Annotated in this window: 18 protein-coding genes; 13 read left to right on the top strand and 5 right to left on the bottom strand. The window is 63.8% G+C overall.

All coding sequences use genetic code 11. The features are described 5' to 3' along the window. The first annotated feature begins 12 nt into the window (after window positions 1–12). The 4 genes from AC1C2Q_RS01220 to AC1C2Q_RS01205 all read left to right on the top strand — a co-directional run bounded on the left by AC1C2Q_RS01220 (window position 13) and on the right by AC1C2Q_RS01205 (window position 6,302). Complete coding sequence (locus AC1C2Q_RS01220; RefSeq protein ID WP_495448696.1) at window positions 13–1,941, top strand: GDSL-type esterase/lipase family protein; 1,929 nt, start codon at window positions 13–15, stop codon at window positions 1,939–1,941. Between the two features lie 160 nt (window positions 1,942–2,101). Continuing rightward, window positions 2,102–4,378 carry a polyribonucleotide nucleotidyltransferase gene (locus tag AC1C2Q_RS01215; protein WP_495448695.1) on the top strand — a complete coding sequence of 759 codons (2,277 nt, stop codon included), beginning with the start codon at window positions 2,102–2,104 and terminating at the stop codon, window positions 4,376–4,378. Window positions 4,379–4,590: 212 nt separating this feature from the next. Further along, entirely contained in the window at window positions 4,591–5,619 is a 1,029-nt protein-coding gene (locus tag AC1C2Q_RS01210; RefSeq protein ID WP_495448694.1) for an aldo/keto reductase, read from the top strand. Window positions 5,620–5,699: 80 nt separating this feature from the next. Further along, complete coding sequence (locus AC1C2Q_RS01205; RefSeq protein ID WP_495448693.1) at window positions 5,700–6,302, top strand: histidine phosphatase family protein; 603 nt, start codon at window positions 5,700–5,702, stop codon at window positions 6,300–6,302. Between the two features lie 10 nt (window positions 6,303–6,312). Here the strand turns inward: AC1C2Q_RS01205 and AC1C2Q_RS01200 are convergent, their stop codons facing one another. Next, on the bottom strand, window positions 6,313–6,777 hold the full coding sequence (locus AC1C2Q_RS01200) for a GNAT family N-acetyltransferase (protein WP_495448692.1): 465 nt from the start codon (window positions 6,775–6,777) through the stop codon (window positions 6,313–6,315). A gap of 77 nt (window positions 6,778–6,854) precedes the next feature. Here AC1C2Q_RS01200 and dapB point away from each other — a divergent pair, with 77 nt between their 5' ends. Then, on the top strand, window positions 6,855–7,601 hold the full coding sequence (gene dapB / locus AC1C2Q_RS01195) for a 4-hydroxy-tetrahydrodipicolinate reductase (protein ID WP_495429237.1): 747 nt from the start codon (window positions 6,855–6,857) through the stop codon (window positions 7,599–7,601). Continuing rightward, window positions 7,601–8,035 (top strand): hypothetical protein, encoded by a 435-nt coding sequence (locus tag AC1C2Q_RS01190; protein WP_495450523.1) that lies wholly within the window; start codon window positions 7,601–7,603, stop codon window positions 8,033–8,035. Before dapB ends, AC1C2Q_RS01190 begins: the two co-directional genes overlap by 1 nt. A 20-nt stretch (window positions 8,036–8,055) precedes the next feature. Here the strand turns inward: AC1C2Q_RS01190 and AC1C2Q_RS01185 are convergent, their stop codons facing one another. The 3 genes from AC1C2Q_RS01185 to AC1C2Q_RS01175 form a co-directional block, all read right to left on the bottom strand. Then, a complete protein-coding gene (locus AC1C2Q_RS01185; protein ID WP_495429236.1) occupies window positions 8,056–8,481 on the bottom strand; it encodes an OsmC family peroxiredoxin in 426 nt (141 codons plus the stop codon). A gap of 71 nt (window positions 8,482–8,552) precedes the next feature. Beyond that, on the bottom strand, window positions 8,553–9,125 hold the full coding sequence (locus tag AC1C2Q_RS01180) for a DUF4395 family protein (RefSeq protein ID WP_495448691.1): 573 nt from the start codon (window positions 9,123–9,125) through the stop codon (window positions 8,553–8,555). Continuing rightward, window positions 9,122–9,562: a thioredoxin family protein gene (locus AC1C2Q_RS01175; protein WP_495448690.1), complete on the bottom strand. Its 441-nt coding sequence runs from the start codon at window positions 9,560–9,562 to the stop codon at window positions 9,122–9,124. The genes AC1C2Q_RS01180 and AC1C2Q_RS01175 overlap by 4 nt, the downstream gene beginning before the upstream one ends. 111 nt (window positions 9,563–9,673) lie before the next feature. Between AC1C2Q_RS01175 and AC1C2Q_RS01170 the strand changes: the two genes are divergently transcribed. Genes AC1C2Q_RS01170 through AC1C2Q_RS01160 form a run of 3 tightly spaced genes read left to right on the top strand, consistent with a single transcriptional unit; the run spans window position 9,674 to window position 11,717 of the window. After that, window positions 9,674–10,483, top strand: a complete 810-nt coding sequence (locus AC1C2Q_RS01170) for a thymidylate synthase (protein WP_495448689.1) — start codon at window positions 9,674–9,676, stop codon at window positions 10,481–10,483. Continuing rightward, window positions 10,480–10,956: a dihydrofolate reductase gene (locus tag AC1C2Q_RS01165; protein ID WP_495429232.1), complete on the top strand. Its 477-nt coding sequence runs from the start codon at window positions 10,480–10,482 to the stop codon at window positions 10,954–10,956. The genes AC1C2Q_RS01170 and AC1C2Q_RS01165 overlap by 4 nt, the downstream gene beginning before the upstream one ends. After that, window positions 10,956–11,717, top strand: a complete 762-nt coding sequence (locus AC1C2Q_RS01160; RefSeq protein ID WP_495448688.1) for an SDR family NAD(P)-dependent oxidoreductase — start codon at window positions 10,956–10,958, stop codon at window positions 11,715–11,717. The genes AC1C2Q_RS01165 and AC1C2Q_RS01160 overlap by 1 nt, the downstream gene beginning before the upstream one ends. A 39-nt stretch (window positions 11,718–11,756) precedes the next feature. Here the strand turns inward: AC1C2Q_RS01160 and AC1C2Q_RS01155 are convergent, their stop codons facing one another. After that, window positions 11,757–12,290 carry an NUDIX domain-containing protein gene (locus AC1C2Q_RS01155; RefSeq protein ID WP_495448687.1) on the bottom strand — a complete coding sequence of 178 codons (534 nt, stop codon included), beginning with the start codon at window positions 12,288–12,290 and terminating at the stop codon, window positions 11,757–11,759. A 56-nt stretch (window positions 12,291–12,346) separates the two neighbouring features. Here AC1C2Q_RS01155 and dapA point away from each other — a divergent pair, with 56 nt between their 5' ends. The 4 genes from dapA to pgsA all read left to right on the top strand — a co-directional run bounded on the left by dapA (window position 12,347) and on the right by pgsA (window position 18,509). Then, a complete protein-coding gene (dapA, locus tag AC1C2Q_RS01150; RefSeq protein WP_495448686.1) occupies window positions 12,347–13,324 on the top strand; it encodes a 4-hydroxy-tetrahydrodipicolinate synthase in 978 nt (325 codons plus the stop codon). Between the two features lie 89 nt (window positions 13,325–13,413). Continuing rightward, entirely contained in the window at window positions 13,414–15,090 is a 1,677-nt protein-coding gene (locus AC1C2Q_RS01145; RefSeq protein WP_495448685.1) for a ribonuclease J, read from the top strand. A 63-nt stretch (window positions 15,091–15,153) separates the two neighbouring features. Next, window positions 15,154–17,931, top strand: a complete 2,778-nt coding sequence (locus tag AC1C2Q_RS01140; protein WP_495448684.1) for an FtsK/SpoIIIE family DNA translocase — start codon at window positions 15,154–15,156, stop codon at window positions 17,929–17,931. Further along, on the top strand, window positions 17,931–18,509 hold the full coding sequence (gene pgsA, locus AC1C2Q_RS01135) for a CDP-diacylglycerol--glycerol-3-phosphate 3-phosphatidyltransferase (protein WP_495448683.1): 579 nt from the start codon (window positions 17,931–17,933) through the stop codon (window positions 18,507–18,509). The genes AC1C2Q_RS01140 and pgsA overlap by 1 nt, the downstream gene beginning before the upstream one ends. Window positions 18,510–18,511: the final 2 nt, after the last annotated feature.

The following is an 18,511-nucleotide window of genomic DNA, read 5'->3' as shown; positions in this document are numbered from 1 at the left end:
AGAGTCGCAATCGTGACCGAATCCTTCCTGCCACACATGAACGGTGTGACGGGGTCTGTGCTGCAGATCCTGCGCCACCTCGAGCGCGCCGGACACGAGGCGCACGTGATCGCTCCGGATGCCGTAGGTATTCCACGAACGATGCACGGCGCCCACGTCGAGCCGGTGACGAGCGTCCCCCTGCCTGGTTACCGCGATGTTCGGGTGGGAACGGCGACCACCCGCCGCATTGCAAACTCGCTCGACCGTTTCCGCCCGGATGTCCTGCACCTCGCCTCGCCGTTCGCTCTGGGGTGGCGTGGCGTGTCGGCGGCATCGCACCGTGGCATCCCCGCGGTCGCGGCCTACCAGACTGATATCGCCGCCTATACCGAGCGCTACCATGTTGCGGCGACCACGGCATTCGCTCAGAACCACATCGTCCGGTTGCACCGTCGGGCGACGCTCACTCTGGCGCCCTCCGCCGAATCCGAACACCAGCTCGCCGCGCTGGGCGTCGACCGCCTGCGCCGCTGGGGACGGGGAGTCGATGCGGAACGCTTCCACCCCTCGCGTCGTGACGAGCGGTGGCAGCGCGATGATGCCGGCGAGGTGATCGTCGGCTATGTGGGACGACTTGCCGCAGAGAAGCAGGTGGAGGATCTGCGCGTCGTGCAGCAGATCCCTGGTGTTCGCCTTGTGATCATCGGTGAGGGCCCGTCGCGCGCTCGGTTGCAAGCGCTGCTTCCGAATGCTGTGTTCCTTGGCCACCTCGACGGTGATGCGCTTGCGCAGGCGATGGCCTCGATCGATATCTTTGTGCATCCGGGCGAAAGTGAGACCTTCGGGCAGACGCTGCAGGAGGCCCACGCCAGTGGAGTCCCGGTGATCGCGACCGGACGCGGCGGACCTCTCGATCTGGTGCGGATGGGAATCGATGGATGGTTGTACCGCCCCGGCGACCTCGACGACCTTCGGATGCGGGTTGCTGACCTCGCCGGCGATGCGCGCAAGCGCCGTGCCTTCGGCGTCGCAGGCCGTACTGCTGTCGAGGGACGCAGCTGGCAGGTGATCTGCGATCAGCTGCTCGGCCATTTCGATGAGGCGCGGGAACTGCACGGTGTGGACCGTTCGCTTCGCTCACCTCGGCAGAGGCGGCCAGAATTGTCGACACCGAGCGTGGGGCGTCGTTGGCAGCGCTATGTCGCACTGGGCGACTCCTTGACAGAGGGACTGTGTGACCCGGCCCCCGATGGTGCGCTGCGCGGCTGGGGCGACCGTCTCGCCCTGCTGCTTTCCGCTCGGGGCGGACTCCATTTCGCTAACCTCGCGGTGCGCTCACGTCGGGTTCGTGATGTGTGTGGAGAGCAGCTCACCAGGGCACGGGAGCTGCGACCCGATCTGGTCTCGATCCTGATCGGCGCCAACGACCTGGTGAAGTCGCACGTAAATGTCGAAGGGCTCGCCGCACAGCTTGAAGTCGCGGTTCGCACACTTCGCGAAGATGGTGCGGACGTGTTGCTCGTCACACCCTTCCTGCCTGACCGCCGCGCCGCGCGCCTGTTCAGCGCACGCTTCGCAGAGTTTGCCAGCCTGCTTGCACGCATCGCACAGCGGCATGGGGCGATCCTGCTTGACACCGACCTGCATCCGGAGCTGCCCTCAAGGCCCAACTGGGGTGAGGACCTCGTGCATCTGAGCAGCCGAGGTCATCGCTTCCTCGCGTACCGCGCGGGGGAGCTGCTCGGCGTGCCGCACGCTGAGACGCTCGGGGCGCTCGACCAGGTGCTGCACGATGTGGATGTGACGTCGCGAGCGGCCTGGTGGCGTCAGCACGCGCTGCCGTGGGTGTGGCGACGCATGCGCGGACGTGTGGCCGGTGACGGGCTGGTCGCCAAGCACGACGACTACGTCTATATCGGCCGCGCATCCATCATGCAGCGGCACACTGCCGGGCGGTGAACGTACGCCGCGATCCCAGATGATCACGGGAATTCAGGCGCTCGCTGATAGGGTAAACGGTGGACTGCTGTGTGCAGTTTGCGTGCTTCAATGTTCACGCTTACGTAATATCTCGCCCGTCACACGGACGGACGAGTCTAAACAAAGAAGGAGAGACCTCTTGGAAGGTCCTGAAATCACTGCCGCCGAGGCCGTTCTTGACAACGGCCGCTTCGGCACCCGCACCATCCGCTTCGAAACTGGTCGTCTTGCTCAGCAGGCACAGGGTTCAGTTGCGGCATACCTCGACGGCGAGACGATGATTCTCTCCGCCACCAGCGCTGGCAAGCACCCGCGCGAGGGCTTCGACTTCTTCCCGCTGACCGTTGACGTTGAAGAGCGTTCCTACGCAGCAGGCAAGATCCCCGGTTCGTTCTTCCGTCGTGAGGGTCGTCCCTCGACTGAGGCGATTCTGGTCTGCCGTCTGATCGACCGTCCACTGCGTCCGTCGTTCGTTGACGGTCTTCGCAACGAGGTCCAGGTTGTCATCACCGTGCTGTCGATCGCTCCCGGCGAGTACTACGACGCACTTGCGATCAACGCGGCTTCCGCATCGACGCAGATCTCTGGTCTGCCGTTCTCTGGCCCCATCGCCGGTGTGCGCCTCGCACTCATCCCCGGCCAGGGCGAGAACGCTGACCAGTGGGTCGCGTTCCCGAACCAGGCTCAGGTCGCTGAAGCAGTGTTCGACCTGATGGTCGCCGGTCGCGTCGTCAAGAAGTCCGACGGCACCGAAGACGTAGCCATCATGATGGTCGAAGCTGAGGCAACCGAGAACAGCTGGAACCTCATCAAGGGCGGCGCAGTAAAGCCGAACGAAGAGGTCGTCGCCGGTGGCCTCGAGGCCGCCAAGCCGTTCCTCAAGCAGCTCGTCGAGGCGCAGGCCGAGATGGCTTCGCACTCCTCGAAGGCTCCGGGCGTCTACCCGGTCTTCCCGGCGTACGAGCAGGCTACGTACGACTTCATCGCTGCGTCCGCACAGGCTGACCTCGAGAAGGTCTACCTGATCGCCGACAAGATCGAGCGTCAGACGGCCGATGACCAGGTCAAGGACCGCGTCAAGGCTGAGGTCGCTGCCGCTGTTGAGGCTGGCACTCTGCCGGCATCCGCCGCTGGTGAGGTCTCCGGTGCCTACAAGTCGCTGACGAAGAAGATCGTTCGTGGCCGCGTGCTGGCTGAGGGCGTCCGTATGGACGGCCGTGGCCTTGCTGACATCCGCCCGCTGGATGCAGAGGTACAGGTCATCCCGCGCGTGCACGGTTCCGCGATCTTCCAGCGCGGCGAGACCCAGATCATGGGTGTCACCACGCTGAACATGCTCAAGATGGAGCAGCAGATCGATTCGCTGTCTCCGACCACGAGCAAGCGCTACATGCACCACTACAACTTCCCGCCCTATTCGACCGGTGAGACCGGCCGCGTTGGTTCGCCGAAGCGTCGCGAGATCGGGCACGGCTTCCTCGCCGAGCGCGCCCTCGTGCCGGTGCTGCCGAGCCGCGAGGAGTTCCCCTACGCGATCCGCCAGGTGTCTGAGGCTCTCAGCTCCAACGGATCGACGTCGATGGGTTCCGTCTGTGCATCGACTCTGTCGCTGCTGAACGCGGGTGTGCCGCTGCGCGCAGCCGTTGCCGGTATCGCCATGGGTCTTGTCTCTGACGAGGTTGACGGTCAGACGCGTTACGCCGCGCTCACCGACATCCTGGGTGCAGAAGACGCTCTCGGTGACATGGACTTCAAGGTCGCAGGCACCAGCGAGTTCATCACCGCGATCCAGCTCGACACGAAGCTCGACGGACTCCCGTCTGACGTCCTCACCGGCGCACTGACGCAGGCTCGCGACGCACGTCTGACGATTCTCGGTGTCTTGAACGCTGCGATCGACACGCCTGACGAGATGGCGCCGACCGCGCCTCGCGTCATCAGCGTGCAGATCCCGGTCGACAAGATTGGTGAGCTGATCGGCCCGAAGGGCAAGACGATCAACTCGATCCAGGACGAGACCGGCGCACAGATCTCCATCGAGGAAGACGGCACCGTGTACATCGGTGCAGTCGACGGTCCGTCGGCCGAGGCCGCTCGTGCCCAGGTCAACGCGATCGCCAACCCGACCAACCCTGAGATCGGCGAGCAGTTCCTCGGCACGGTCGTGAAGATCGCATCGTTCGGTGCGTTCATTTCACTGCTGCCTGGCAAGGATGGCCTGCTGCACGTCACCGAGGTGCGCAAGCTCGCCGGCGGCAAGCGTGTGGAGAACGTCGACGACGTTCTCTCCGTCGGCCAGAAGATCCTGGTCAAGATCACGAAGATCGATGACCGCGGCAAGCTGTCGCTGGAGCCCGTTGTCGACGGAGCTGCTGCAACAGAAGCTGTGCCCGAGGCGGAGTCCGCTGAGGCCTAAGTAGTCGACGTCGGCCCGGCTTCTGCTCCTCGAGAGCGGAAGCCGGGCCTTCTTCGTATCTGAAGTGATCAAAACGTTATGAGAAGTTTGCCAGCTGTTACCTGTAATGGCGGGTTAGGTCACGGTTCTCGCTTACCCTCGAATTACGCACCGGGGGGTGCATGCATAGCTGGCGGTCTCCACGGGGAGACAGGCGCGGAGGTGGATGAGAGATGCGATTGTTCGGCACAGGGGCAGATCCTCGGCCAGTGAGCGCTGAGGAACGCCAGCTCGAGCATCCTTCTGCTCCGATTCCCGTCGTCGGCCCCGGCATCGGCGAAAGTATTCGCGTGGCGATCGGCGAGACCGGCATTGAGACCTTCCCGCTCATGCTCGGAGCCGCCGAGTTTGGCTGGAATGTCGATCTCGAAACCAGCCATGCGATCCTTGACCGGTACATCGAGTTCGGTGGGAATGCAGTTCACACGGCTGACGGGTTCTCCGGAGGCCGTAGCGAGCACATTATCGGTCAGTGGCTTCGATCCCGTGGTCTTCGTGATCGAGCGGTGCTGAGCGTACGCATCGGCGCTCACGCTGACAATCCCGGCCTTGGCTCCACCAACCTTGTGCGCGCGGTCGAAGGCTCCCTCACCAGGCTGGGGGTCGAGCGTATCGATGTGCTCTACCTCGACGCGACGCTCGATAAGACGACGAACCTCGAAGACACCCTTTCGACCGCTGAATGGCTGAAGGATGCTGGCAAGATCGGTGCGTTAGGTGCCTTCCGCTTTGCCCCGGAACGGCTTGTGGAGGCACGCATCCTCGCATCCGCCGGTTACCCACGCATCGAGGTTCTCGATGAGCCGTACAACCTTATTCGGCGTGAGGCCTTCGAAGGTGATTTGAGGCTCGTCGCCGGGGCTCAGAACCTCGCGGTCACACCGTCACACGCGCTGGAACACGGATTTCTCTCTGGTCGTCACCGCAGCAAGGCGCTGGTCTCGCAGGGGGTGCGCGGTGAGCAGCTTCGCGGGCACCTGAATCGCCGAGGCATCCGGATTCTTCGTGCGCTCGATCTGGTCGCCACTGAACTCGGAGTTCCGGTCGCGGCTGTGTCCATTGCGTGGCTACTCGCGCAACGCACCGTCGCCGCTCCCATCGTCAACACGTTTGCGACGCAACACGTGGAGGAACTGATGCAGGGCGCCGGCATCAGCCTTTCTCGTGGGCAGATCGCTGAACTCACGCGCGCCGGAAACTGAGACACTCCCACCGACTGTCGGGGGCTCCGGGTAGGGTGGAATGACGCCTGGGCGAAAGCCGACGACGAATTGAGTGGTTTGTGACGCATTACATTTATCTGGTCAGACACGGCGAACATCAGGATGCCGAGTACGGCATCGACGACGGACCTCTCTCATCTCGGGGGCAGCGACAGGCAGAATTGATCGCCGACCGGCTCTCTGGTCTTCCACTCGACCGGGTCTGGCATTCGCCGCTGCTGCGGGCGACAGAGACCGCGCGAGCGATCGCTGAACGGCTCCCATCCGTTGTGCCTGAGCCGTCTGCGCTGCTGTTCGACTGCGTGCCCACGGGCATGACGGACGAGACGCCGTCAGCCTACGAGCCATTCTTCGGCTCGGTGACTGACGCGGAAATTGAGGCTGGCAACGCTCAGATGGCAGATGCCGTGAACGAGTTTCTCGTCCGCAAGCAGGGCGATGTGCACGAGGTACTGATCACACACAACTTCGTGATCTCATGGTTCGTGCGTGAAGTGCTCGGGGCCCCTGAATGGCGTTGGATGACGCTGAACCAGGCCCACTGTGGATTGACGGTGATCGCGCAGAAACAGGGTCGACCCTGGACGCTGATCAATCACAACGATCTCGGGCACCTGCCGGTCGAATTGCGAACTGGTCTGCCGGATCCGATTCCGGTTTGAGCCGACGCTCTCAGAGAGCTTTGCGGTACCAGCGGGTCGCGTTCGGGTTGTCGTTGTAGCGCTCGATCGGCTCGAACCCGTTGCGGGCATAGAGCGCGCCGGCGGCCTCGAGCGTGTGGTGGGTGTCGAGCACGAGCTCGACAGCGTCCCACTCGCGTGCGCGGCGCTCCAGCTCGTCCAGGATCGCGCGACCCCAACCCTGGCCTCGGGTCTCTGGACGCAGGAACAGGTGCTTGACCTCGTAGCGGATGCCGGCGGGGGAGTCCTCGAGGCGTCGGATGCCGCCGCATCCCACCGGTGCACCTGATGGGCCGGCGAGGAGGAACACACCGGCCGGAGGCTGGAAGGCCGACTCCGTCGGGAAGGTTGGTGTGTACGTGCCGCCGGGGAATTCTTCTGCGCGAAGAGTGAAATAGTCGACGAGGATTGCGTGAGCCTCAACGGCTGTGGGTGATGCGGGGCGGAACTCGAGCATGAATCAACGCTACTCGTGTGTCGGTCCCTGCCGTGCGCCTGGCGCTGGCGCAGTGCTGGTCTAAATAGACTGGAGCTATGACCAAGCAGGTGGCACTTGTCGGCAGTACGGGGAAGCTCGGGACGATCATCAAGCAGGTGATCAATGACCTTGATGGCTTCGAGGTGACGCGAGTGCTCTCCTCCTCGAGTGATCTCGCCGAGCTCGAGGGCGCGGACCTCGTCGTGGATGCATCGACTCCGCAGGTGAGTGTCGAGGTCGTTCGTACCTCTATTGACCTCGGCATCAACGTGCTCGTCGGCACCTCCGGATGGTCATCCGAGCGCATCGCGCTGGTGCGTCCGCTGGTGGAGGCTGCCGGAACTGGCGTGGTCTTCATTCCGAACTTCTCGCTGGGGTCGGTACTCGGCTCAGCTTTGGCAGCCGCTGCCGCTCCGTTCTTCCCGTCCGTGGAGATCATCGAGGCGCACCGTGACACCAAGATCGATTCGCCCAGTGGCACGGCTGTGCGCACGGCCGAGCTCATCGCCGCAGCTCGCGCGGATGAGGGGCCGGTCAACGCGCCCCATGTCGACCAACGTGCGCGCGGGCAGCAGGTGGCGAGCGTGCCGATCCACTCGCTGCGCCGTCCTGGTGTGATCGCTCGTCAGGATGTCATCCTCTCCGGGCCGGGAGAGTCACTCACGATCACTCACGACACGGTGGAATCCGCGCAGGCTTATGCCCCCGGCATCCGTCTCGCTGTCCCGTTTGCGGCAGAGGCACGCGGTGTCGTTGTCGGGCTGGAGAACATGATCGACATCGGAATTCAGGCCCGCTCGTGATGACGCGCATCGGGGTGGCGCTGATCGGGGCTGCCCTGATCCTCTACTTCGTGCTCATGGGACAGAAGGCGGTGCTGTTCATCGCGAGTGGTGACCCGATCGGCATCGCGATGGGGATCGCACTGATAGTGCTTCCGCTGATTGGAGTCTGGGCTCTTGTGCGCGAGATCCAGTTCGGCGTGCAGGCCGAGAAGCTCGGTACGAAGCTCAATGCCGAGGGCGGCATGCCGGAGGCTGAGACCGAACTGACCGCCAGTGGCCGCATCACCAAGGCAGACGCGGAGCCGCTCATTCAGCGTTACGCAGCTGAGGCTGATGCCGCATCAACCGACTGGCGCGCAATGTATCGACTGGGCGTGGTCCAGGATGCCGCGGGTCGGCGCAAGGACGCGCGCGCCAGCATCCGAACCGCGATCACCCTCTCCAAAAACTAACCGCGAGTGGTGGTGAGAGGTTAGGCCAGCGTCGCCTCTAGTGTGATCGTGATGCCAGCAAGGGCCTGAGAGACCGGGCAACCGATCTTCGCGCCCTCGGCGATCTCCTGGAACTGCTCCTGCGTGAGCCCGGGGACGGTGGCATTCACATTGAGGTGGCTGCCGCTGATGCCGACGCCTGGCTTGAAGGTGACTGACGCGCTGGTGTTCACGCGATCCGGCGGGGTGCCGTTCTCGCTCAGCGCGTGCGAGAGCGCCATGCTGAAGCAAGAGGCGTGAGCAGCCGCGATGAGCTCTTCCGGCGTGGTCGTGGTGTCAGATCCCTCGCTGCGGGCCTTCCAATTGATCGGGAAGGTGCCAAGGTTCGAAGACGAGAACTGGACGGTGCCTGATCCTTCGGCAAGAGAGCCGGTCCAGGTGGTTGTTGCTTCACTGGTGACGGGCATGATTCCTCCGGGGGTCGTGGCGGGTTGTTGAGCCAGCCTATCCATCCCGGGGCATGCGGGGAACCGGTGCTTCAGGCGGCAGCAGCAGCCCTGCCGATGACTCCGGCACGCTGTAGCAGCAGATAGATCTGGCAACCGAGGCAGAACGCGAACGCCGCGTTGAGGAAAGCGGCGATGAAGGCGGCGCCAGCGGCGATCGGAAGCGCCCACGGCACGCCGATCAGGTGCAGCACAAGGCCAACGAGGACAACGAAGAGGCCGACGCCCTGCGCGAAGCGCGGTGGGCGGGGGTCTTCCAATTCAGTGGGGGCGGCGAGGCGCGGCCGTACGAACCTGCGGAAGATCGCACCCCACGGGGCAGTACGCGGTGAGACGACGCCCCACAGAAACAGCAACGCGATGACCACGAGGAGCAGGAAGCCGGGGTCGAGGATGCGCTGCAACACACTTGCGGACTGGATCGCCCAAGTGTCACCGGGAGCGAACGCGGATCCGTTGGACGGCATGATCGCGAACCATCCAGCGGAGGCCCGTGCTGTCGACAGTCCGATCAGGCTGAGCACGAGGGCGATGAGCAGCAGCACAGAGGTGATCGTCGCGGCGAAGCGGGGCCCCCTCGGGTCGATTCCGGTGGGATGGGTCATCTCTGCTCCTGTGTCCAAACGGCGGGGATGGTTGAGAGCGCGTCCTCGATCGCTCGACGGTCCGGCACGCCACCCCAACGGGAAAGTACTGCGCCGGATGCATCGACCAGGAACGTGGTCGGAGTCTGCAGCACGTGATAGCGGGTGGCGAGATCGTTGCGATCCGTCAGATCGATCTCGACATGGGTGATGCCGTCTTTGCCGTCGGCGATCGCGGTGAGCATGCGACGCACCTGAGGGCAGCGGGCGCAGAACTCCGTGCTGAATTGCACCAGGCTCGCACGCGGCGCCAGCATCGCATCGGTCAGATCTTCGGACCGGACCCGTAAATGTCCGCCGGAGCGCCTGCGGCCATCTTGTGTGCGCAGGACGAGACCCACCAACACCGCGAGCGCGAGGACAGCGCCAGCGATCAGGAGGGCGGTGAAGATGGGCATCTCCTGAGGATAAGTCGCCACGCGGTGACGGAGGTCGATATGACCGATGATGACGCGACAGAGTGCTCCACATCCGCCTGCGATGTGCCTCGGCCAGGTATCGTGGCAGGCATGAGCGCAGCTGTCCCCACGCCGTATGAAGATCTACTCCGCGATGTGCTGGAGCACGGCACGCACAAAGATGATCGCACCGGAACCGGCACCACGAGTGTGTTCGGCCGGCAGATCCGCTTCGACCTGTCGAAGGGCTTTCCGCTGATCACGACGAAGCGCGTGCACTTCAAGTCGATCGCTTATGAGCTGCTGTGGTTCCTGCGTGGCGAGTCCAACGTGAAGTGGCTGCAGGACAACGGCGTCTCAATTTGGGATGAGTGGGCGGACGCCGACGGCGATCTCGGTCCGGTGTATGGCGTGCAGTGGCGCTCCTGGCCGACCCCCGACGGCGGCCACATCGACCAGCTGTCTCAGGTGATCGAGCAGATCAAAGCGACGCCGGATTCTCGACGTCTGATCGTTTCGGCTTGGAACCCCGCTGATATTCCCGACATGGCGCTCGCGCCGTGCCACGCGCTGTTCCAGTTCTACGTCGCCGATGGGAAGCTCTCCTGCCAGCTGTATCAGCGCAGTGCAGACATGTTCCTCGGCGTGCCGTTCAACATCGCGAGCTACGCGCTGCTGACCATGATGATCGCGCAGCAGGTTGGGCTTGAGCCTGGTGACTTCGTATGGACCGGCGGCGACTGCCACGTCTACGACAACCACCTTGAGCAGGTGAGCGAGCAGCTGGCGCGCGATGCCTATCCGTACCCGACGCTCCGCTTCGCACGTAAGCCAGAGTCGGTGTTTGACTACGACTTCTCCGATTTCATCGTCGAGGACTATCAGCATCATCCTCCGATCCGGGCGGCGGTGGCGGTATGACCTGGGTCGGCCTGATCTGGGCTGAAGCTGCTGGCGGTGTCATCGGCGCCGACGGCGGGATGCCGTGGCATGTGCCGGAGGATATGGCGCACTTCAAGGAGGTCACGCTGACCGCACCGGTCGTCATGGGGCGCAAGACCTGGGACTCGCTCCCGGAGCGCTTCCGACCGCTGGTAGGGCGCGAGAACATCGTGGTCACACGTCAACAAGACTGGGTTGCCGACGGTGCACGTCGGGCGGCAAACGTCGCCGAGGCTGTGCGCGGGCTTGAGCGAGTGTGGATCATCGGTGGTGCGGAGATCTATGCGCAGGTCATCGCGGGCGCCGATCGGCTCGAGATCACGGAGATCGACCTCGAGGTTGAAGGTGACGCCTTCGCTCCAGCGAAGATCGGCTGGCGGCTGGCCTCCGAGGGTGAGTGGCAGACCTCGCGCACCGGCATCCGCTACCGCTTCCTCGCGTACGAACGCTGATGCCCACCGCTCTTATCACGGGCGCCAGTGCCGGTCTAGGCGCGGAGTTCGCTGGTCAGCTTGCGGCTCGCGGTGCGGACCTCGTACTGGTGGCTCGCTCGGCCGCGACGCTAGAGGATCTTGCCGACCAATTGCGAGAGAGTCACGGAGTGGCCGTTGAGGTGCTCGTCGCTGACCTGGTGATCGATGATGACGTGGCTCGCGTGGCGGCACGGATCGCTCAGTCGCAGAACCCGATCGATCTGCTGGTCAACAACGCCGGCTTCGGACTCCCGCTGCACTTCGCGGACAACGATGTCGAAGCCGAGGTGCGACACCTGCGCCTCCACGTCGAGACTCCGCTGCGGCTCATACATGCTGCCCTCGGTGCGATGCGCGGTCGCGGCGGACGCATCATCAACGTCGCGTCCGTCGCTGGATTCATCTCGCGTTCGACCTATTCCGCATGCAAGCAATGGCTCATCGGGTTCAGCCGCTGGGCAAACGCCGAGTATGCACGTGACGGTGTCACCGTCACTGCACTCTGCCCTGGATTCACGCACACGAGTTTCCATGAGCGGATGGGCCTGGCTCCCGGGCACGAGGGGATCCCCTCGTTCGGATGGCTGCACGCGAAGGACGTCGTAAGTGAAGGCCTCCGCGACGCTGCGCGCGGCAACGCGGTGTCGGTCCCATCGTTGCGCTACAAGCTCGTCGTGGCGCTCACGAAGGTGCTGCCCGCGTCACTCACGGCGGGCGCCGCCCGTCGCGGGCGCGTCTGACCGGAGCCGGAGCGCGTCTGACTGGAGCCGGGTCGCGTCTCAGCGGAAACGGCCGAGATGGATGCCCGCATAGGCGAGAGCGGCGATGGTCTCACCATCTGTGATCCGCCCGTCCGCGACCATTCGCAGGACCTCCTCGAACGGGATCCACGCGACCTCCTCTATGCCCTCCTCTTCGCGCGCCTCACCGTCAGCAGGGTGCAGGTCGAGCGCAAGGAAGACGTGCCCCGCTGCGTCGCTGACACCGTCAAGCGAGTACATCCGGCCGAGGTGGGTCCATTTCTCGGCATGGAGACCGCCTTCTTCTCGCAGCTCGCGCTGGGCCGCGATCACCGGCTCCTCGCCGTCGCTGCCGCCCGACGGGATCTCGATCGAACGTCCGACGGTATAGCGGTTGATGGTGACCATGCAGACCCGTCCCAGATCATCGACTGCGACGATGAACACAGCGGGATGGTGCACGCTCATGACACCGTAGATGCCGTCACCGGCGGGTCCCGTCACCGCATCCTCACGGACCGAGATCCAAGGGTTCTCGTACACGAGTCGAGAGTCATTGGTCTGCCACGTCATGTCCGTGAGCCTATCCGGCGCGATGCGTCTGAGCTTCGAACCTATACGCTGGGACTATGACGCACTCGAGCAATCCTTTCGGACAGGTTCTCGTCGCGCTCGTCACTCCAATGACGGCCGACGGTGAAGTCGATTGGCCCGCCGTCGAGAAGCACATGGATGACGTCATCACCGCTGGTGCAGACGGAATCGTTGTGACGGGAACGACAGGCGAGACCTCGACCCTGACGGATGCCGAGAAGCTCAAGCTCGTCGAGGTAGGCAAGTCCGTATCTGCGGGCCGCGCCAAGATCATCACCGGCGGCGGCTCCAACGAGACCGCGCATGCGATCGAGCTGTACAAGGCTAGTGAGAAGGCCGGCGCCGACGGCATCATGATCGTCACGCCGTATTACAACAGGCCCACTCAGGCCGGTATTCTCACGCACTTCCGCCTGGTTGCGGACGCTACCGACCTGCCCGTGATCCTCTACGACATCCCCGTCCGCACGGGTGTGCCGATCAACTACGAAACGCTCCTGCGCTTGGCCAAGCACCCCAACATCCTTGCGGTGAAAGACGCCAAGGGCGACTTCAGCGAGGTCAGTCGCGTGTTGAACCAGACCGACCTGATGTACTTCTCCGGCGATGACGCGAATGCGCTGTCGCAGCTGGCGATCGGGGCGACGGGTCTGATCGGCGTCACGGCGAACATCACCGCGACCCCGTACCGCACGATTGTGGATGCGGTGAACCGCGGCGATCTCGCCACGGCGACCGCTGCGCACAAGCGTCTTGAGCCGCTGGTACGCGCCACGATGACCCACGTACCTGGCACTGTGTCGGCGAAGTACATCCTGCACGGCCTTGGCCGTATCTCCAGTCCACGTGTGCGCCTGCCGCTGGTGGGACCGGAGGAATGGGAAGCCGCGCTCATCGAAGATGAGCTCTCGCTCGTCACCGACGTGCCCGGCGCCGATTTCTCAAACTTCCGCCCAGACCGCAATGCGGCCGCTGGCGGTGCCCTGCCCAAGGTGCACGGCACAACGCGCTGAGAAGCGTCCAAAACGAGTGCGCCCAACGCGTGCGCTGAACGCGTCAAAAGAATGAACGGACACCAGAACTGTCCGACTGAGGAGACAATATGTCAATCCCGCTAGCTGATCCAGCACCCCTCGCAGACGGGACCCTTCGCGTCATCCCGCTTGGCGGTCTCGGTGAGATCGGTCGCAACATGACCGTGTTCGAGTACGACGGCAAGCTTCTCATCGTCGACTGCGGTGTGCTCTTCCCTGAGGAGCACCAGCCAGGAGTCGATCTGATCCTGCCCGACTTCGACCCGATTCGTGATCGTTTGGACGACATCGTCGGCGTCGTCCTCACACATGGACACGAAGACCACATCGGCGCAGTGCCGTACCTGCTTCGGCTGAAAAACGATATTCCACTGATCGGCTCCGGACTCACCCTCGCCTTCATCGAGGCGAAGCTGAAGGAACACCGAATCAAGGCTTTCACTCTCACGGTGACGGAGGGGCAGAACGAAAAGGTCGGCCCGTTCGATCTTGAGTTCGTTGCGGTCAACCACTCGATTCCGGATGCTCTCGCCGTCGCCATCCGCACTCCCGCGGGTCTCGTGCTGGCCACCGGCGACTTCAAGATGGACCAGCTGCCGCTCGACGGCCGTCTCACCGACCTCCGCGCCTTCTCGCGTCTGGGGGAGGAGGGCATCGACCTCTTCCTGGTGGACTCGACCAACGCCGATGTTCCTGGGTTCACTCCGACGGAACGCTCCATCGGACCAGTCCTCGATCAGGTCATCGCCAAGGCGCCACGCCGCGTGATCGTCGCCAGCTTCTCCAGCCACGTGCACCGCGTTCAGCAGGTGCTGGATGCCGCGCATGCCAACGGACGCCGGGTCGCGCTGCTCGGCCGCAGCATGGTGCGTAACATGACGATCGCCGAAGACCTCGGATATCTCAAGGTGCCCGAGAACGTCCTCATCGACTACAAGAAGGCGCGCGATCTGCCGGACGACAAGATCGTCTACATGTCGACGGGGTCACAGGGCGAGCCGATGGCTGTCCTCAGCCGGATGGCGAACCTCGACCACGCGATCGAGGTTGGTGAGGGCGACACCGTCATCCTCGCGTCGAGCCTCATCCCGGGCAACGAGACCGCCATCTACCGCGTCATCGACGGGCTCACCAAGCTGGGTGCGAATGTCGTGCACAAGGCGAACGCCAAGGTGCACGTCTCCGGTCACGCCACCGCGGGTGAGCTGCTGTATTGCTACAACATCCTCAAGCCCAAGAACGTTCTCCCGGTGCACGGCGAGTATCGGCACCTCATCGCCAACGCGAGGCTTGCGCAGGAGACCGGTGTTCCCGCCGAGAACACGATCATCGCCTCCAATGGCACGATCATCGACCTCAAGGACGGCGTCGCTCAGGTCGCTGGCCAGCTCGACATCGGCTTCGTCTACGTCGACGGTTCGACCGTGGGCGAGATTACTGACGCTGACCTAAAGGATCGCCGGATCCTCGGCGAAGAGGGCTTCATTTCCGTGATCGTCGTGGTGGACGCCTCTACCGGCCGCATCATCAGGGGTCCGGAGATCCAGGCGCGCGGCGTGGCCGAGGACGACTCGGTGTTCGACGATGTGCTGCCCAAGATCGCCGCAGCACTCAAAGAGGCATCCGGCAACGGCGTCCGCGACACGCACGCGCTCTCACAGATCGTTCGTCGTACGATCGGCCGCTGGGTGAACCAGAAGCTGCGGCGTCGTCCGATGATTGTTCCGCTGGTCATCGAGGCGTAGCCGATTCGGCAGAAAGCCGCGTCATTACGCGGCAGTGTCGGTGCCCGAACGTAGTCTTCTCGTATGCCCAGGAGTACCCCGAAGACCTCGCGCGCGTCCGAGAAGACACTGACGCGCGCGTCCGAGAAAACTCCGACGCGCGCCAAGGCACCGGCGGCCCCGAAGAAGTACGTCGACGAGGCCGAGAAGCCGGCATTGGCCGTACGGGCATGGGTCGGCATGGCGCACGGCGTCGGCGGACTATTTCGCGCGTTCGGGCCCGAATCGCTGGAGAAGGACGATCGCCGCGACGGCTTCCCGTTCCTCCTCGTTCTGTTCGCGATCGCTGGGGCGGTCAATGAATGGTTCTTCATCGGCAACGAGATCGCGCAGAACATCAGTGCCTACTCGGTCGGCCTACTGATTGGGCGCACGGCATTCCTGATGCCCGTGCTGCTGCTTGTGCTTGCGGGCTGGTTGTTCCGGCATCCGTCGTCAGTGCACGACAACGGTCGGATCGGAATTGGATTCGGGCTGTTCGTGCTCGCCATCGCCGGCATCTGCCATGTCGCAGGCGGGCGTCCTGAGCCGAAAGATGGCATGCCAGCGCTCAGCGCGGCGGGTGGTCTGTTCGGCTGGATGCTGGGTGAACCGCTGTCCTACCTCACCGAGATCGTTGCCTACATCGTCCTGGCGCTGCTGGCTGCGCTCAGCATTTTGATCATCACGAAGACTCCACCGAACCGCATCGGTGCTCGTCTGGGCGACCTGTACGCCTGGATGTTCGGAGCCGAGCGCACCGAGCCCCAGCCCGAGAAGGTCGTTGAAGAAGCTTCCAGCAATGAGACGGATGACTCGCTGCCCTGGTGGCGACGAAACAAGACTGGCCGTGAGGAAGACCCCGACGAGGGTCTGAGCTCGCAGGACCTCACCGAATTTCTGCTGCCGACAGACAACATGCCGATTGAAAACCTTCCGGCAGCGACCAAGCCGGTGGACAAGACTGCCTACGATCAATCAGTCATCGTCGCGGACGCATCGGATGCCGCGACTGAGATTCTGACTGATGTTCGGGGCGTCACGGCCGGTCTCGGCGAGCAGGGGAGCACTGCCCTGCTCGACGATTTCGGTGACACCGGTGAGCAGCCCGACCTCCCTGGACTCTCTGGCTTCGGCACGGAGGGCCCAGGCGACCACGGGCTGCAGGCTCCCATCGCCCCGTACATCCTGCCGTCGCCGGGTATCCTCAGCGCCGGGCCGCCGTCAGTGGCCCGCTCCGAGGCGAACGACAAGATCGTCGAGCAGATCACCAGCGTGCTGTCGCAGTTCAAGATCGACGCGAAGGTGACTGGCTTCTCCCGAGGCCCGACGGTGACGCAGTACGAGGTGGAAGTCGGTCACGGCGTCAAGGTCGAAAAGATCACGCAGCTGAGCGCCAACATCTCGTACGCCGTCGCATCGAATGACGTGCGCATCCTTTCGCCGATCCCTGGCAAGAGCGCCATCGGTATCGAGATTCCGAACACCGACCGCGAGACGGTTGCCTTGGGCGATGTCATCCGCTCACAGGCAGCCATTAAGAGTGCACACCCGATGACGGTCGGCGTCGGCAAGGATGTCGGGGGCAACTTCGTCGTCGCCAACCTCGCCAAGATGCCCCACCTTCTCGTTGCTGGTTCTACTGGATCTGGTAAGTCCAGCTTCGTCAACTCAATGATCACGAGCATTCTGATGCGTGCCCGTCCCACGGACGTGCGCATGGTGCTCATCGACCCGAAGCGGGTGGAGCTCACCAGCTACGCAGGTGTCCCGCACCTGATCACACCCATCATCACGAACCCGAAGAAGGCTGCGGAAGCCCTGCAATGGGTCGTGAAAGAGATGGACATGCGGTACGACGACCTTGCGTCGTTCGGCTTCCGCCACATCGACGACTTCAACAAGGCTGTTCGCGCCGGTGAGATTGTGCTTCCGGTGGGCAGTGAGCGGGTGCTCAAGCCGTACCCCTATCTACTTGTCGTCGTCGATGAGCTCGCCGACCTCATGATGGTCGCCCCGCGTGACGTAGAGGACTCGATCGTTCGCATTACGCAGCTTGCTCGTGCCTCCGGTATCCACCTGGTGCTTGCCACGCAGCGACCGAGCGTCGATGTCGTCACCGGGCTCATCAAGGCCAACGTGCCGTCGCGACTCGCGTTCGCCGTGACCAGCGTCACCGACAGCCGAGTGATTCTTGACTCGCCTGGCGCTGACAAGCTGATCGGCCAGGGTGACGCCCTGTTCTCACCGATGGGCTCCTCCAAGCCTTTCCGCCTCCAGGGCGCCTGGGTCGAGGAAAGCGAGATTGACGCGGTCGTCAAGCACGTCACGGCGCAGGCGCGGCCGGAGTATCGTCCGGACGTGCAGGAAGCGCTCGAACCGACCAAGAAGAAGGAAGTTGATGAGGACATCGGCGATGACCTCGAGGTTCTCCTTGCCGCGGCTGAGCTCATCGTCTCGTCCCAGTTCGGTTCGACATCGATGCTGCAGCGCAAGCTGCGCGTCGGTTTCGCGAAGGCCGGGCGTCTGATGGATCTGTTGGAGTCTCGCGAGATCGTCGGCCCGTCTGAAGGATCAAAGGCGCGTGATGTGCTGGTGGCGCCCGAACAGCTGTCTGCTGTCATGGCGCAGTTGCGCGGAGAGGATGGACCGGCTGCCTCCAATGCCCCGCCTGCGGCGCAGGCTGCGCCGGCGATGCCGGCCGCTCCGGTCGCTCCGGCCGCTCCGGCGTACGATCCGATTGAGGCGCAGTTCGAAGGACTACCGGTCGTAAACGAAGATGACGGCGATGAAGACGCCTGGGGATTGACGGGACGCGACTGATGATGATTCCGCGACAATTGCCGAACGCGATCACGATCGCCCGCATCCCGCTGGCAGTCGTCTTCTTCGTACTGCTCCTGATGGGCGGCAGCTACGGTCTCGACGACCTGGTCATTCGCTGGATCGCGGGCGGATTGTTCATCTTCGCGATCTCCACCGACTGGGTTGACGGATATCTCGCCCGCAAGTACGACATCGTCAGCGACTTCGGGAAGCTCTGGGATCCGATCGCAGACAAGCTGCTGACCGGTGCCGGCTTCGTCGGGCTGGCCATCCTCGGTGAATGGCCGTGGTGGGTTGTCATTGTCATCCTCATCCGCGAGTGGGGCATCACTGTGCACCGCTTCATCGTCTCGAGCAACCACATCGTCGCGGCCGCGTGGATGGGCAAGCTCAAGACTGCACTGCAAGGCGTCGCCCTCGGGTGGTGGCTGCTGCCGCTTCATCAGCTGATCGGCATGGAATGGTGGACAGGTATCGGCGTGGTGCTGATGTACGCCACGCTCGCCCTGACGATCGCCAGTGGCATCGACTACGTCATCTCGCAGGTGCGTGGTGCGCGGGCGCCGCATGGGTGACG

Source organism: Microbacterium sp. Y356 (assembly GCF_059445355.1).
The sequence above is the reverse complement of the archived record's forward strand: the minus strand, read 5'-3'. Positions and strand labels throughout refer to the sequence as shown.